The 12,477-nt window shown below is 61.6% G+C and carries 12 protein-coding genes and 1 pseudogene; 4 read left to right on the plus strand and 9 right to left on the minus strand.

What is annotated here, in order from left to right; all coding sequences use genetic code 11:
* Positions 1–428 precede the first annotated feature (428 nt).
* Genes Q0D44_RS08035 through Q0D44_RS08045 form a run of 3 tightly spaced genes read left to right on the plus strand, consistent with a single transcriptional unit; the run spans position 429 to position 2,455 of the window.
* Positions 429–1,208, plus strand: a complete 780-nt coding sequence (locus tag Q0D44_RS08035) for a hypothetical protein (protein WP_294135105.1) — start codon at positions 429–431, stop codon at positions 1,206–1,208.
* A complete protein-coding gene (locus Q0D44_RS08040; RefSeq protein WP_294135107.1) occupies positions 1,186–1,899 on the plus strand; it encodes a 3,4-dihydroxy-2-butanone-4-phosphate synthase in 714 nt (237 codons plus the stop codon). Before Q0D44_RS08035 ends, Q0D44_RS08040 begins: the two co-directional genes overlap by 23 nt.
* A gap of 46 nt (positions 1,900–1,945) precedes the next feature.
* Positions 1,946–2,455 carry a flavin reductase family protein gene (locus Q0D44_RS08045; RefSeq protein WP_294135111.1) on the plus strand — a complete coding sequence of 170 codons (510 nt, stop codon included), beginning with the start codon at positions 1,946–1,948 and terminating at the stop codon, positions 2,453–2,455.
* Between the two features lie 70 nt (positions 2,456–2,525).
* Here the strand turns inward: Q0D44_RS08045 and Q0D44_RS08050 are convergent.
* From Q0D44_RS08050 to Q0D44_RS08085, 9 genes and pseudogenes are all read right to left on the minus strand, one after another.
* Positions 2,526–2,667: pseudogene (locus Q0D44_RS08050) on the minus strand (IS5/IS1182 family transposase); the annotation flags it as partial.
* A gap of 166 nt (positions 2,668–2,833) precedes the next feature.
* Complete coding sequence (locus tag Q0D44_RS08055) at positions 2,834–3,493, minus strand: fumarylacetoacetate hydrolase family protein (protein WP_366009201.1); 660 nt, start codon at positions 3,491–3,493, stop codon at positions 2,834–2,836.
* Positions 3,478–3,813 (minus strand): hypothetical protein, encoded by a 336-nt coding sequence (locus Q0D44_RS17475; protein WP_366009203.1) that lies wholly within the window; start codon positions 3,811–3,813, stop codon positions 3,478–3,480. The genes Q0D44_RS08055 and Q0D44_RS17475 overlap by 16 nt, the downstream gene beginning before the upstream one ends.
* A 64-nt stretch (positions 3,814–3,877) precedes the next feature.
* Positions 3,878–4,447 carry a cupin domain-containing protein gene (locus Q0D44_RS08060; RefSeq protein WP_294135113.1) on the minus strand — a complete coding sequence of 190 codons (570 nt, stop codon included), beginning with the start codon at positions 4,445–4,447 and terminating at the stop codon, positions 3,878–3,880.
* A gap of 487 nt (positions 4,448–4,934) precedes the next feature.
* The gene (locus Q0D44_RS08065) at positions 4,935–6,092 is read right to left on the minus strand and encodes an alpha/beta fold hydrolase (RefSeq protein WP_294135115.1); all 1,158 of its coding nucleotides are present in this window, start codon (positions 6,090–6,092) and stop codon (positions 4,935–4,937) included.
* 3 nt (positions 6,093–6,095) lie between these two features.
* Positions 6,096–6,998 carry a VOC family protein gene (locus Q0D44_RS08070; protein WP_294135117.1) on the minus strand — a complete coding sequence of 301 codons (903 nt, stop codon included), beginning with the start codon at positions 6,996–6,998 and terminating at the stop codon, positions 6,096–6,098.
* Positions 6,999–7,009: 11 nt separating this feature from the next.
* Positions 7,010–8,125, minus strand: coding sequence for an FAD-dependent oxidoreductase (locus Q0D44_RS08075; protein WP_294135120.1), 1,116 nt, complete (start codon positions 8,123–8,125; stop codon positions 7,010–7,012).
* Between the two features lie 43 nt (positions 8,126–8,168).
* A complete protein-coding gene (locus tag Q0D44_RS08080) occupies positions 8,169–9,149 on the minus strand; it encodes an MBL fold metallo-hydrolase (protein WP_294135123.1) in 981 nt (326 codons plus the stop codon).
* Entirely contained in the window at positions 9,146–11,437 is a 2,292-nt protein-coding gene (locus Q0D44_RS08085; RefSeq protein WP_294135127.1) for a TonB-dependent receptor, read from the minus strand. The genes Q0D44_RS08080 and Q0D44_RS08085 overlap by 4 nt, the downstream gene beginning before the upstream one ends.
* 112 nt (positions 11,438–11,549) lie before the next feature.
* On the opposite strand from Q0D44_RS08085, the gene Q0D44_RS08090 reads away from it, so the two are divergent.
* On the plus strand, positions 11,550–12,455 hold the full coding sequence (locus Q0D44_RS08090; protein WP_294135129.1) for a LysR family transcriptional regulator: 906 nt from the start codon (positions 11,550–11,552) through the stop codon (positions 12,453–12,455).
* Positions 12,456–12,477 lie beyond the last annotated feature (22 nt).

Raw genomic sequence — 12,477 nt, forward strand, 5'->3', positions numbered from 1 at the left:
GCAGTGAACGGCGTTCGGATCAGGTGTGCGCCGCAGGCCCGCTGTGCATGTTGGCGGTGTTTACGATCTTGTCCATGTCGCTGAGACTATCGATTCAGTCGCTTGTTTGTTTGCAACGACCACGCCAAATCGAGTTGAATGAAGCGGTTGAGCGAGTGACTCCCTCGATCATCTGTCCGTGCTAGATTCCGACAGTGTTTTTCGGTCGTCATGGGTTTTACGATACGCAGGCGTTCGCCAGGTTCGGCGCTGCTCCGCCAGAGATCAACGCAAAGCCGTCGGATTTCATGTGATTGTCGCCGAGTTGCTGTGCTTCAGCCCGCACGATAACCGTCCACTATCCGTCTAGTCTGTCTGGGACGGATAAGCCGTGATAGCCTCTCCTTCTGAACCATGTTTGATCAAGGCCGATGAAAGCTGGGAATGGGATGGTAGAGGTAACGCGCCGACATTTGTTATCGGCAGTACCGCGTGGTGCGATAGCGGCGGCGTTGGCGCCCTTGCCGCTGTCAGCGCAGTCTGTTGCGTTGTCGCCCTCATCCGTCGGTCAATCTTTGCTGGAGAAGGCCGAGCAGTTGAAGCCGCGGCTCAATGTATCGGTTCAGAAGCCCCTCGGCCTTGTAAATCCGGTCAGGGACACAGAGCAGCCGCTGGGCTGGCGGATCGATAAGGTCGGAGATGCAGACGCCATCGAGTCCCGATTGTTGCAGAAAACGGGCGGCGCCCTCATCATCGATTTCGGCGGCCATCGTGCCGGCCATCTGTCCTTCGATATCGAGAGTGTAGGCGCTGTGATCGGCGCGCCTGTGCGGCTGCGCTTCACATTTGGCGAAGTCATTTCCGACGTGGCGGAACCGTTCCAGCCCTATAAGGGATGGCTGTCTGAAAGCTGGCTGCCAGAAGAGATCGTGACGATCGACGTCGTCCCTTCGTCGTTCCGTCTGCCGAGGCGCTATGCCTTTCGGTTCGTGAAGATTGAGCTTCTCGGCCTGCCGACCGGACGTAAGATAGCGTTTCACAATTTCCGCGCACATGCCGTGACATCGGCCACGGGAACGGTCCCCGCGCTTCCCAAGCGATTGCCGGCAGACCTGCACGACATGGATCGCGTGGCCATAGCGACGCTGCACGACTGCATGCAGACTGTGTTTGAAGATGGTCCGCGGCGTGATCAAGCCGGGGCATGTGTTTCCGCTGATCGCGCGTGATGGCGGGGTATTGGTGCGCGCCGGCCATACCGAGGCATCGGTGGACATCGCGCGTCTTGCCGGGCTCAATGCGTCCGCCGTCATCTGCGAGATCATGAACCCGGATGGATCGATGGCCCGGCTGCACGAACTTGGCCCGTTTGCGCAAAAACACGGCCTCAAAATCGGCACGATTCGCGACCTCATTGCCTATCGACGGCGTTTCGATCATCTGGTGGAATGTATCTCCACCACGTGCTTCGTCTCCGATCATGGCGGTGAATGGCGGCTGCTGACCTATCGCAACAAGGTGGACGGCACCTACAATCTGGTCCTGCAGAAAGGCGAGATCGATCCGCACAGGGAAACGCTGGTGCGTATGCACACGGCGTCACTCCTGTCCGACCTGTTGGGCGAACATGGCTCCCGGAGCCGAGCGATACCCGCTGCCATGGAGGAAATTGCGCAAGTTGGCCATGGTGTCATCGTGCTGCTTGTCCCCCGCACGGACACCGGGTCGGCGTTACAGACGGTCGCGGGTGCCGACATCGACATGGATGGTCGCACTTATGGGGTTGGCGCGCAGATACTCGCCGACCTTGGCGTCCATGATCTGATCCTGTTGACGAGTTCGGACCATCGTGCCCCGGTAGGTCTTGAAGGCTATGGTCTTCATATCGTCCGTAACCAACATTTCGATATCGCCCGCTAGCGACGATGCGGCGGTCATTATCCAGAACATCGAAAGGACGTCAGGCATGAGTATCGATAGCGCCACATTTCGGACGGTCATGGGGCATTATCCTACGGGCGTGTGTGTCGTCACGAGCGTAACGCCAGAAGGTGCGCCGATCGGCATGACCGTGGGGTCGTTCACGTCGGTCTCCCTCGATCCGCCGTTGATCGGATTCTTTCCGGACAAAAAGTCGAAGAGTTGGCCGCCGATCGCCGAAACCGGCCGGTTTTGCGTCAACATATTGGCACAGGATCAGGAGTTGCTCTGCCGCAGGTTTTCCGGCCCGATAGCCGATCGATTTTCCGAGGTCATTCACCGAACCTCGCAAAACGGCCTTCCGGTCTTGGATGGAGCCTTGGCATGGATCGACTGCGATCTCTATGCGGTCCAGGACGCAGGCGATCACGATTTCGTATTGGGCGAGGTCAAGGCCATGACGGCTGAACGAACAGTGTCGCCTCTTATCTTTCATCGCGGGGCATATGGGCAGGTCAGCGCTATAACAATTACCGCCGGAAACGAACGCTTGTAAACTTAGGATCTCGGCTCGGTCCGAGCCAGAATGCCACGGCAGCGGCGAGGCTTATGGCGGATAGGAAGTTTCAGGCGCGTTTGTCGTGACGGGTGGCGATGCGTCGGAAGTCCTTGAGGCGGCAGAACATAGCCTCGCCCCCCCGAACGGTCATTGTAGCGGCGTTCGTCATACTGGATCAGACGCTGGCGGCTGCGCCGTCCGGGGATCACTCGCCGGTCATCGACCCGTCACGCTCCAGGCTGGTTCTTCGGCAAGTGCGGCTCGGTCGCAGCCCATGCTTCGCCCAACAACCAGAACAATGAACGCGATATCGCTAATAGTCTCCTACAACAATGGAGAATAGCTGGATCAATGCGCGCGTAGATTTTCAAGAGGCTAATTGGGTTTAGACCCCGAATTACATCTCACGACTTTTTGATTCAGTTCACCAAATATGCTTTCGGTTTCCCCTGCTTGCATGAAAACCTTATCCCCAAAGCGCAAAAAGGGCGTCATCGCGTTGCCATGCTCGATTATTTCAATTGCGCGCCGCTCGGAAATGCAAGTCGATCCCACCTGCTTGAAATCAGCGTCGGACACTGTGCCGGAGCCGATGATAGTGCCTGCGCACAGATGTCTTGTACGGGCGGCATGCGCGATGAGCTCATGGAAACCATAGCCCATCCTTTCGCCTGAAGGATGGCCGAACCATTGGCCATTAACCTCCACGCGCAATGGCAGGCAGACCCGGCCATTGCGCCAATTGTCGCCCAGCTCGTCGGGCGTGATCGCGATCGGCGCGGCGCTGCAGGCCGGCTTGGCCTGAATCCAGCCGAAACCTGTCTTCATTTCCGCTGGTGCCACGGCGCGCAGCGACCAGTCGTTGATGAGGATGATGAGGCGGATATGCGCCATGGCATCCGCCGCCGAACAGCCCATCGGCACATCGTCCGTGACGATGCCGAATTCCCCTTCGAAATCGATGAAGTCGGCTTCGGTGGGAAAGGCGACATCGTCATGCGGGGCCAGGAAGCAGTGGCTCATGCCCTGATACATGAGCGGCAGGTCGGTTTGATAGGGGGGTGGTTGAACGCCCGTTGCATCAGCACGCCGTGGTTGGCGAAAGCCGACCCGTCCAGCCACTGCCAGGTGCGCGGCAGGGGCGCTAGGAGCGTGGTGTGATCGAGATTCTCACCGCCCCCTGCCGCCAGCGTAGTCGAGAGGGCTGCGGCGTCATTCAGCAGCGCGTCCCAATCGGCAATGGCGTGCAGCAGGTTGGGCCAGCGCGGTCCCATCGGCAGACAGCGCGCACCATCCTGCGACAAGAGCAACAATTCCCCGTCGGCTGTGCCGTTGGCGCGCGTTGCGAAACGCATGGGTTGCTTCCTTTCCGATATTTTCACAATGGAGGCGCGCTAACGGCGCGCGCCGGACGCAGGCTCAGCGTTTCAACTCGGCGTCGAACGTGCCGTCGATCAGGATGAAAACGATCCGGCAATTGCGATCGGACCGGTTGGACCAGCCATGGTTGGTGCCGCGCTGGATGACGATGTCGCCGGCGCGCACCGTGGTCTCGCCTTCGTCCATGATCAGGACAAGTTCGCCCTCCACCACGATGCCATAGTCGATGGTCTCGGTGCGGTGCATCAGGGCGTGGCGCGACCCTTCGCCATCATGGGCTGACGCGTCATGCGCGCCGACTTCGGCGAAATGGGCGCGGGCTTCCTCGAGCGACATGGTGCGGATGCCGTCGCCTTCAGGCGGGATGTCCAGCACGCGGATGCGGGTGCCGTTCTTGGGCGGCGCAAGGATGATGCCGGTTTCCGCTGGTTCGCCGGAGGCGGCGTCCAGCGGGGCTGGGGTGGCCTGCGTGTTCCAGACTTCGTGAAACATCGGGCCAATGTCGCCGCCGATGCGTTGGACACGCTGGACCGGGCCATCTTCCTGAATGATGGCGCGGCCGGCGGCGTCGTGCCCGGTGACGATGCGGCGAACGGATTCAAATTCCATGAGCATTTTCCTAAATAAGGGACGCGCCGCCGACCATGCGTCGCAGCACGCGCCGAGTGACCCATGCGCCAAGCGCGGCGCCGTAGATGATCTTGATGACAAGGGCGGGTCGCCAGTCCAGCGTGGCGACACTGCTGGCGAGCCAGGCAAAGCGAGACCGCCGCGCCCAGCGTAAGGCCGCACAGGACCGAGACGAGGGCGGCCTGCAACAGCCATCGAACTGTCACGGGATGGCCGCCAAACCGGCCCGCTGATTGCGCGCGCCGCGCGATCCCACCCGGCACGAAACAGGCCATCAGCGCAACCGCCGCGCTTTGCGGCAGGAAATCGAAGGCGTAGCCGCCCCAATGCCCCACCGCGACACGCCCGGCCGTGCCGAAGACGGCGAGGAAGAACAGCGCGCCGATCACCCCGTTGATCGCGGCACTGACGATCGTCTCCCGCGCGATATAGGGGGTGATGCGGCCCATCTGTCCTTCCACGCCCATCAGGCGGTCTTGCCGCCCAGCGTATCGGCGAACCAGTCGGCGATATAGTCGCGGCCATAGGACATATTGTCCGCGCCGACATGCTCGACGCCGCCTTCGCGCTCGGTGAACAGCTTGAGCGCGCGCCGCGGGCTGTTGACCAGCTGGTCATAGCAGTCATGGGCATAATCGACGCTGATCTGCCGGTCCTTCGCGCCATGAGTGACTAGGAAGGGCACCTTGATCCCGTCCATATGGCCGTTGAGGTTCATGTTCTCCGCCTTGGCCAGGAAGTCGTCCATGTCGCTCGCGCCGAAGGCCCACATGACATGCGCCCAATAATGGGGGACGGGGTTTTCGCCTTCGCGCTTCATGCGCTTCTGCTGCACCTCCGCCCAATTATGGTTCGCGCCCCAGACCGCGCCGGATGCGAAACGCGGTTCATAGGCCACGGCGCGGGGGGCAAAATGGCCGCCCAGCGAAATGCCGGTCATGCCGATCCGCTTGGGATCGACATCGTCCTGCTGCTCCAGCCAGTCTACCGCCTTGCTCGCCCAGTTTTCGCTATGTGGATCGACAGGGAGATTTTGAAGCCGCAGCGCTTCGCCCGACCCCGGCTGATCGACGCAGAGCGTAGAGATACCGCGCCGCGCCAGCGCTTCGGGCAGGCGCGACCAATAGAGCAGTTCCTTGCAGCTATCGAGGCCATTGCAATAGACTACGACCGGATGGGGACCATCGCCCGGCGCGCGGGTGTAGAGCGCGGGCATGGTGCCGGTGCTGAGCGGAATATCGACACGCTGCCGGTTGATCCGGCCCAGAGCGGTCGAACGGTCGAACGTATCGCGCGCCTTGGCATAGGTGGCTTCGCGACCAGGATGGCCGTGGCCCTGCATCCGTTCGGCGTTGAACAGATAGAGCGACGCACGCTCCAGTTTGTCGGAAGCGGAAAAGGCGCGGCCTTCCGCCTCATCCTCTGCCGCCAGCCCGATCAGCTTGTCGGCCATCGCGACCCACTGCGCCATGAACATGGGCGTGCCTGCGTCCGCGCCGGATGCGGCGGCGTCCTTGATCGGTTGGCACATATCGACGATCTCGCCGATGCGCCCGCCGCTCTCCATCGCGATCGCGACCGACAGGTTCCAGATATAGTTGGGGAAATATTCGAACAAAGCCATCGGTCAGACCTCCACAGCCTGGAACAAGCCCTTGTCGGGCGCAGCGTGCGGCATGGTCTGCGGACCCCCGACGCCGATACCCCACTGGTCCATGATGCCGGGGGCGGGGGCGTGGACCTGCGATTGATGGGTTTCGAAATCCACATCCTCCAGTTCGGAGCTATATTCGACCGCAAAGCCCGCGGGCGTGGTGAAATAGCTGAACGTGTTGTTGCCCGCCGTGTGACGGCCCGGTCCCCAGCGAATATCGGTCCCCTTCAAGCGCAGCCGATTGATGCCCACCATCATGTCATCGACGGTCAGCATGTCATAGGCGACATGGTTGAGGCAGGGCGGTCCGGGCAGGAAGGCGATGCGGTGATGCGCGCTGTTGCAACGCAGAAAGCACATGAAGTCGCCCAGCCAGTCGGAAACCTTGAAGCCCAGCACGTCGCAGAACCATTCCACCATAGCCTTGTGATCGGCCGAGTGCAGAACGATGTGACTGATCTTTTCCGGCACGCCTTCCCAACGGGCGAGGTCTCGCGCGGTGCGGCGCGCAACATCGCTCGACACTTCAAAGGTCAGGCCGTCGGGCGAGAAGAAGCGGAAGCCATAACCGCCGCCCAGCGAGTCCAGATCCTTGGGCGCGAAGATGATGCGGCAGCCTGAGGCGACGACCTTGTCATGCAGGGCGTCGACATCGGCGCGACTGTCGGCGGCCAGCGCGATCACGTCGATGCGCTGTTCTTCGGCCTGACGCAGGCGCACGACATGATGTTCATGCCCGCCATCGGCGGCGAAATAGACCATGCCGTCCTTCTCGCCCGCCTCGACCAGCTTCCACTGATCGGCATAAAAAGCGCGCTCGGCCTCCAGGTCTGGCAAGGCGTAACCCACATATCGAATTTCTGTAACGCGGCTCATAGCGGTTTCCTTCAGATCGGCTGGGAGACCATCGCGAACATTTCCGCGGTGGCTTTATGATTGTCGACGGGCGCGCCCTTACCAAGCTGGCCCATGCAGATTTCGAGCGATTTTTCGACGATGTAGCGGCACCGGTCGTGACGGCGTTCGCGATAGGCGGTCAGCGCGCTGTCCAGATCGTCATGGTTCGTCAGTTCCTCCGCCAGGACGATGCTGTCCTCGATCGCCATGCCCGCGCCTTGGCCCAGATGGGGGGTGGTGGCGTGCACCGCATCGCCTAGCAGGACGACGCGCCCCTTATGCCAGGGGCCGTCCAGCATGAAGGCTTCGAGCGGGCGATAGACGACGCCGTCATCGTCGGTGATATGGTTGCCCAGCGCCTGAATCGCGGGCGAGCAGCGGGCGATCTTGGCACGCATGGCGGCGGCCAGACCTTCGCGCGGATAACGGGGGTTATCCGGCTCGGCGGTAGTGACGAACATATACATCAGCTCTTGCGAGATCGGCACCAGGCCGACGCCGGTCGGACCATTATAGGCCTGAAGAGAATCCATGCCCTCGGTACGGGGCAGGTTATAGCGCCACACGGCTTGCCCCGTATAATGCGGTGACGGCGCGTCGGGGAACAGCAGCGCACGGGTCTGCGAATAGACGCCGTCCGCGCCCACGACCAGATCGAAATTATCCTGTGAGGCGTCGGAAAAGCGAACCGACACCTGATCGCCATTATCGTCGATGTCGGTCGCTGTGACGCCCAGTCGAACCTTTGCCCCCAGGGCGATCGCGCGATCGCCCAATACCTTGTGCAGGGCAGGGCGGCCGACGCCCAGATTGGCTGGATGGCCCTCGACCAGGCGCGGCGACGGGACGCGGGCTACCCTCGTGCCGTCGGGGGCGAACACTTCGACCGTATCGAAGCCAGCCCCGGCGGCGACATATTCATCCAGCAGGCCCAAATGATCCATGGCGCGCAGGACGTTCGACTGCTGGATGATGCCGACACCATAGACGCTCCATTCGGGGTCGCGTTCGATGACGGTCACGTCGAACCCCTTCTGGCGCAAGGCGATGGCGGAAGTGAGGCCGCCTATGCCTCCGCCGATGATAAGGATGTTCTTGATGTCCATGTCGGTTTAGTGCCTCGTGAGAAGGGAGCGAGAGGGAATGGGATCAGAAGCGGTCGAGATCGTTGGCGATTGCGACCGGTCCGGTGAAACTTTTGGCGATGGTGACCGCATAGGCGCGGGTGCGAGCGGCGTCGGGTGTTCCACCAGCGATGTGGGTGACGGCCACCGCCTTCACTCTGGCGCGGGCGGCCAGCGCGCCGACCTCTTGCGGCGTCAGGTGATGGGTGGTCAGATGCTGGACCATCGTCGCCTTTACGGCGGCAGGCATATTCGGGCTGGTGCGCGCGACGCGGTCCAGCGTGGCGTCTATGTCGATCATTTCGCTGACCAGCAGGTCCGCGCCGGACGCCAGCCGTTCGACCGCGGCACTGGGTCCGGTATCGCCGGTATAGGCAATGGACCGGCCCGGCAGATCGAAGCGAAGGGCGAAGGATTTATAGTGGCGATCCTCCACGCTGCCGGGCGCGAAGTCATAATGGGTGTTCTGCGCGACGCGGACTGTCATGTCGTCCACCCGAATGCTTTCGCCATCCCGCAACTCGATCACCGACACAGTGTTTTCAGGCGGGGTCCAGGACTTGCCGGGAATGCCATAGCCAGCCTTGGCCGATGGCTGGAGGCTGGCGACAAGGCCTGCCACCAGTTCACGCGTGCCGGGCGGGCCATAGATGGTCAGTATGTCACGCGCTTCGGTCTGATTGCGCAGGCCCAATATCGCCGCCAGTCCGCCGATATGATCGACATGCAGGTGGCTAAGGAAGATGGCGCGGACGGACGGCAGGGGCAGGCCAGCCCGTGCCATCTGTTGCACCGTGCCGTCCCCGGTATCGACCAGATAGGTTTTGCCGTCGTGCAGGATGGCATTGGCCGGTTGCGACCGATGTCCGTCCGGCACCGGACCGCCCATCGTCCCCAATGTGACGAAGGCGGCGCGTGGCGGCCCGGCGACCGCCGCTGCTGTTCCCAGCAGGGCGATCACACTGGACAGCGCCACGCCGGTGATCCGGGCGGACAGGAACTTCACAGATTGAAGCCCACACGCACGCCGTAGGTGCGCGGCGGACGTAGCGTGCCGACCGGGAAGTCGAGGATCGGGCGCGTGCCGGCGCGGGCCAGCACTTCCTTATCCTCGATATTGTTGACGAACGCTGTGACGCTCCATTTTTCCTGCGGTCCTTCCAGCGTCAGGAACGCATCGGACATCATGAAGCCACCCTGCTTTTCTTCTGAACGGAAGTTGGAGTTCATGAAGCGGCTGGATTCGATGTTCGACCGCGCGCCCGCCACCAACACCATGCCGCCGCCGATACGGAAGCTGTGCTGATAGCCCATATTGAGCGCCCATTTGGGTGAATTGACCGTGGGTCGGCCCGAACAGTCGATGTCGTAGAAACGCGCGCCGTTGACGCCCGGATTGGCGAGCCGCGATCCGATGGTCGTGCAGCCGGTGGTGACTGGCGCGCCGGTGGGGGAGAAGTTGGCGGTCTGGAGGCTCTTATATTTGCCGTTCAGATATTGGACGTTGAGGTTGAACAGATCGTCGCGGGTCGGCGCGAAGCGGGCCTCGAATTCGGTGCCGAAGATGCGCGACTTGCCCGCATTGGTGGTGAGCGATCCCTGCGCGAACAGGCCGGTGCCGGTCCGCACTCCGCCCACGAACGTCACCTGCTGGTCCTTATAGTCCCAGTAAAAGGCTTCGATATTGAGTTGGAGCTTGTTGCCGAAGAAGCGGTTCTTGGTACCGATCGTATAGGCGGTCAGGCTTTCCGGGCGGAAGCTGTTGCTCGGCGGGGCCGCGACGTAGAAGCCGCCGGATTTGAACCCGGTGGCGACATTGGCATAGACCAGGGAGGCGGGACCGGCGTCGAGTTCAACCCCGGCCTTCCAGGTGAATTTTTTGAAGCTAAGGTCGCCAGTAACAGGCGCGCCCAGTGGCGGGTCGACAGGGCCGGGCAATCCGCCGCCCACCGACGCGGTGAGTTGCGACTTGTCTTCCTGTGTATACCGTCCGCCAGCGATCAGACGCAGCGCATCGGTGACGTCGAAGGTCAGCTGACCGAAAGCGGCCAGGCTCTGCGTCTTGAGGCGGGGGGTGAAGCGGGTGGTGGACAGTCGGCCCTGACGGAAATAGTTGAGCGTGTCCTGCTGCTCGTTGAAGAAGAAGCCGCCCAGGACATAGCGCAACCGCTGGTCGGCGGCGGAGGTCAGCCGCATTTCCAGCGATAGCTGTTCGGCATTATCCTGTATCTCGCCCCGGAAGCCGGGGAGGTAGGTGCGAAAATCCGCCTTCGATTTGCGCCAGGCGGGAATGACGGACATCGTGGCAAAGCCCATGTCGCCGTCGACCTGGGCGCTCAGCCCATAAAAATGATTGTTAAGATAGCCGTCCGAGCGCGCATTTTCGATGCAGCCGCTGGCGATAAAGCCGCCTGCGCAGAAGGGCGGGGCGAACAGGGTGGATGCATAGCCGTTGATTGCCGCGATCGCGCGCGAATCGGAGACGCTGACCCGATCGTCGAGCGATGGCACGGCGAAGGCTTTGCTGGGCAGTAGCACTGCGCCGCCCCCCTTGCCGCCCTGATGATAATAGTCGCCGACAATGTTGATCGACCAGATGTCCGAAGGCTTGAGCAGAAAGGAGGCGCGCACCGCTTCGCCCTTGTCATCGTCATAGCCATCGGAAATATAGCCGTCGCGATCGACCACCTGGCCCGCAACGCGCAGCGCGGCGATCTCACCAAAGGGGACATTGACCGCAAGAAAGCCCTTCTTGCTGTCATAATTACCATATTCGGCCAGCCCTTCGACGCCGAATTTGCCCAGGATCGGCTTTTTGGGCAGGACGTTGATCGCGCCGCCGGTCGCGTTGCGGCCATAGAGCGTGCCCTGCGGTCCCTTGACCACTTCGACCCGCTCCAGATCATAGAAGACGCCTGCGGGTGCGGTCGGGCGGCCGACATAGACGCCGTTGAAATTGAAGGCGATCGCATTTTCGGAAAAGCTGTTCTGCGAATTGGTGCCGACGCCGCGCAGGAAGAAGCTGGTCGTGCCACCGGTCGGCTGCACGACGAGGGCGGGCACCAGTTTGCCCAGGTTGGATGTTTCGGTGATACCGGATCGGGTCAGGTCGTCGCCCGTCACGGCTGTTACGGCAATGGCCGCGCGCTGCAGGCTTTCTTCGCGCCTTTGCGCCGTTACGACGATTTCTGCCAATCCACCGTCCGACACCTGCGTATCCGCGTTCTGCGCCATGGCGACCTGCGGTGTGATTCCACTGGCCAACATCGTGGCGCACCAAAGAATGTTTTTCATACGTCCTCCCCATTGTCCCCGATCTTCGCGGGAATGGCGGAGGGGTGACATATTTTGAAAAAGCAGTAAAATGGATGATATGTGTTGAATATGATCAATAGGATTCATGATAATGAGGCTGGACCGGTTTGATCTCAATCTTCTGGTGGCGTTCGACATATTGGTGGAGGAACGGAACGTCACCCGCGCGGCCAAGCGCCTCAATCTGACGCAGTCGGCGATGAGCGCGGCTTTGCGCCGATTGCGTGACGCCTTTTCCGACGAGATACTGGTGCAGCATGGGAAGAAAATGATCCCGACAGCCGCGGCGCTGTCTCTTGCGCCCGAAATCTCGGCGGTTGTGGCAGACCTGCGCGGCATCATCGCGCGCGGACTGTCCTTCGACCCGGCCCATAGCCAGCGGATTTTCCGGATCGTTGCGTCCGACTATGTCACGACAGTGCTGATTGGCCCCATGCTGGAACGCATACAAAAGTCAGCGCCGGGGGTGCGGATCGAAATCACGCTGCCGCGCAGCGACATTCACGCACGGCTGGAGGATGGCGAACTGGACTTCATCGTCTCGCCCGAACGCTTTTTGGAGGGACCCCATCCGCGCGAACTGCTGTTTGAGGAACGCCATGTCGTCGTCGGGTGGTCAGAAAACCCCATGCTGCAGGAACCGCTGACGGAAGACTATTATTACAGCGCCGGCCATGTCGCCGTCAGTGTGTCGCGCGACGGCACGTTCATCGAAAATCATCTGAGGGAACATGGCGACCGCCGCAGGATCGAGATCATATGCGCGGCCTTCAGTCAGGTCGCCTGGATGTTGCCGGGAACGACCAGGCTGGCCCTGATGCATGAGCGTCTGGCGAAGGTCATGGCATCGCGATTGCCCCTGCGGGTAATGAACCCGCCGATCGACCTGCCGGTCATGCGCGAAATGCTGCAGTATCATCACGCACGGGCAGCGGACACTGGACTGACATGGTTCCGCGAACAGTTGCGCAACGCCACTGCCGATCGGATCAGTTAAGGCGGCGATCAGGCGATTGATC

The organism is Sphingobium sp. (assembly GCA_023266575.1).
GTDB lineage: Bacteria > Pseudomonadota > Alphaproteobacteria > Sphingomonadales > Sphingomonadaceae > Sphingobium.

Excerpts from the sequence above, each read along its gene's own strand:
- Q0D44_RS08035 (WP_294135105.1), top strand. The coding sequence starts at position 429 with ATGGTAGAGGTAACGCGCCGACATTTGTTATCGGCAGTACCGCGTGGT.
- Q0D44_RS08045 (WP_294135111.1), top strand. The coding sequence starts at position 1,946 with ATGAGTATCGATAGCGCCACATTTCGGACGGTCATGGGGCATTATCCT.
- Q0D44_RS08055 (WP_366009201.1), bottom strand. The coding sequence starts at position 3,493 with ATGTATCAGGGCATGAGCCACTGCTTCCTGGCCCCGCATGACGATGTC.
- Q0D44_RS17475 (WP_366009203.1), bottom strand. The coding sequence starts at position 3,813 with ATGCGTTTCGCAACGCGCGCCAACGGCACAGCCGACGGGGAATTGTTG.
- Q0D44_RS08060 (WP_294135113.1), bottom strand. The coding sequence starts at position 4,447 with ATGGAATTTGAATCCGTTCGCCGCATCGTCACCGGGCACGACGCCGCC.
- Q0D44_RS08065 (WP_294135115.1), bottom strand. The coding sequence starts at position 6,092 with ATGGCTTTGTTCGAATATTTCCCCAACTATATCTGGAACCTGTCGGTC.
- Q0D44_RS08070 (WP_294135117.1), bottom strand. The coding sequence starts at position 6,998 with ATGAGCCGCGTTACAGAAATTCGATATGTGGGTTACGCCTTGCCAGAC.
- Q0D44_RS08075 (WP_294135120.1), bottom strand. The coding sequence starts at position 8,125 with ATGGACATCAAGAACATCCTTATCATCGGCGGAGGCATAGGCGGCCTC.
- Q0D44_RS08085 (WP_294135127.1), bottom strand. The coding sequence starts at position 11,437 with ATGAAAAACATTCTTTGGTGCGCCACGATGTTGGCCAGTGGAATCACA.
- Q0D44_RS08090 (WP_294135129.1), top strand. The coding sequence starts at position 11,550 with ATGAGGCTGGACCGGTTTGATCTCAATCTTCTGGTGGCGTTCGACATA.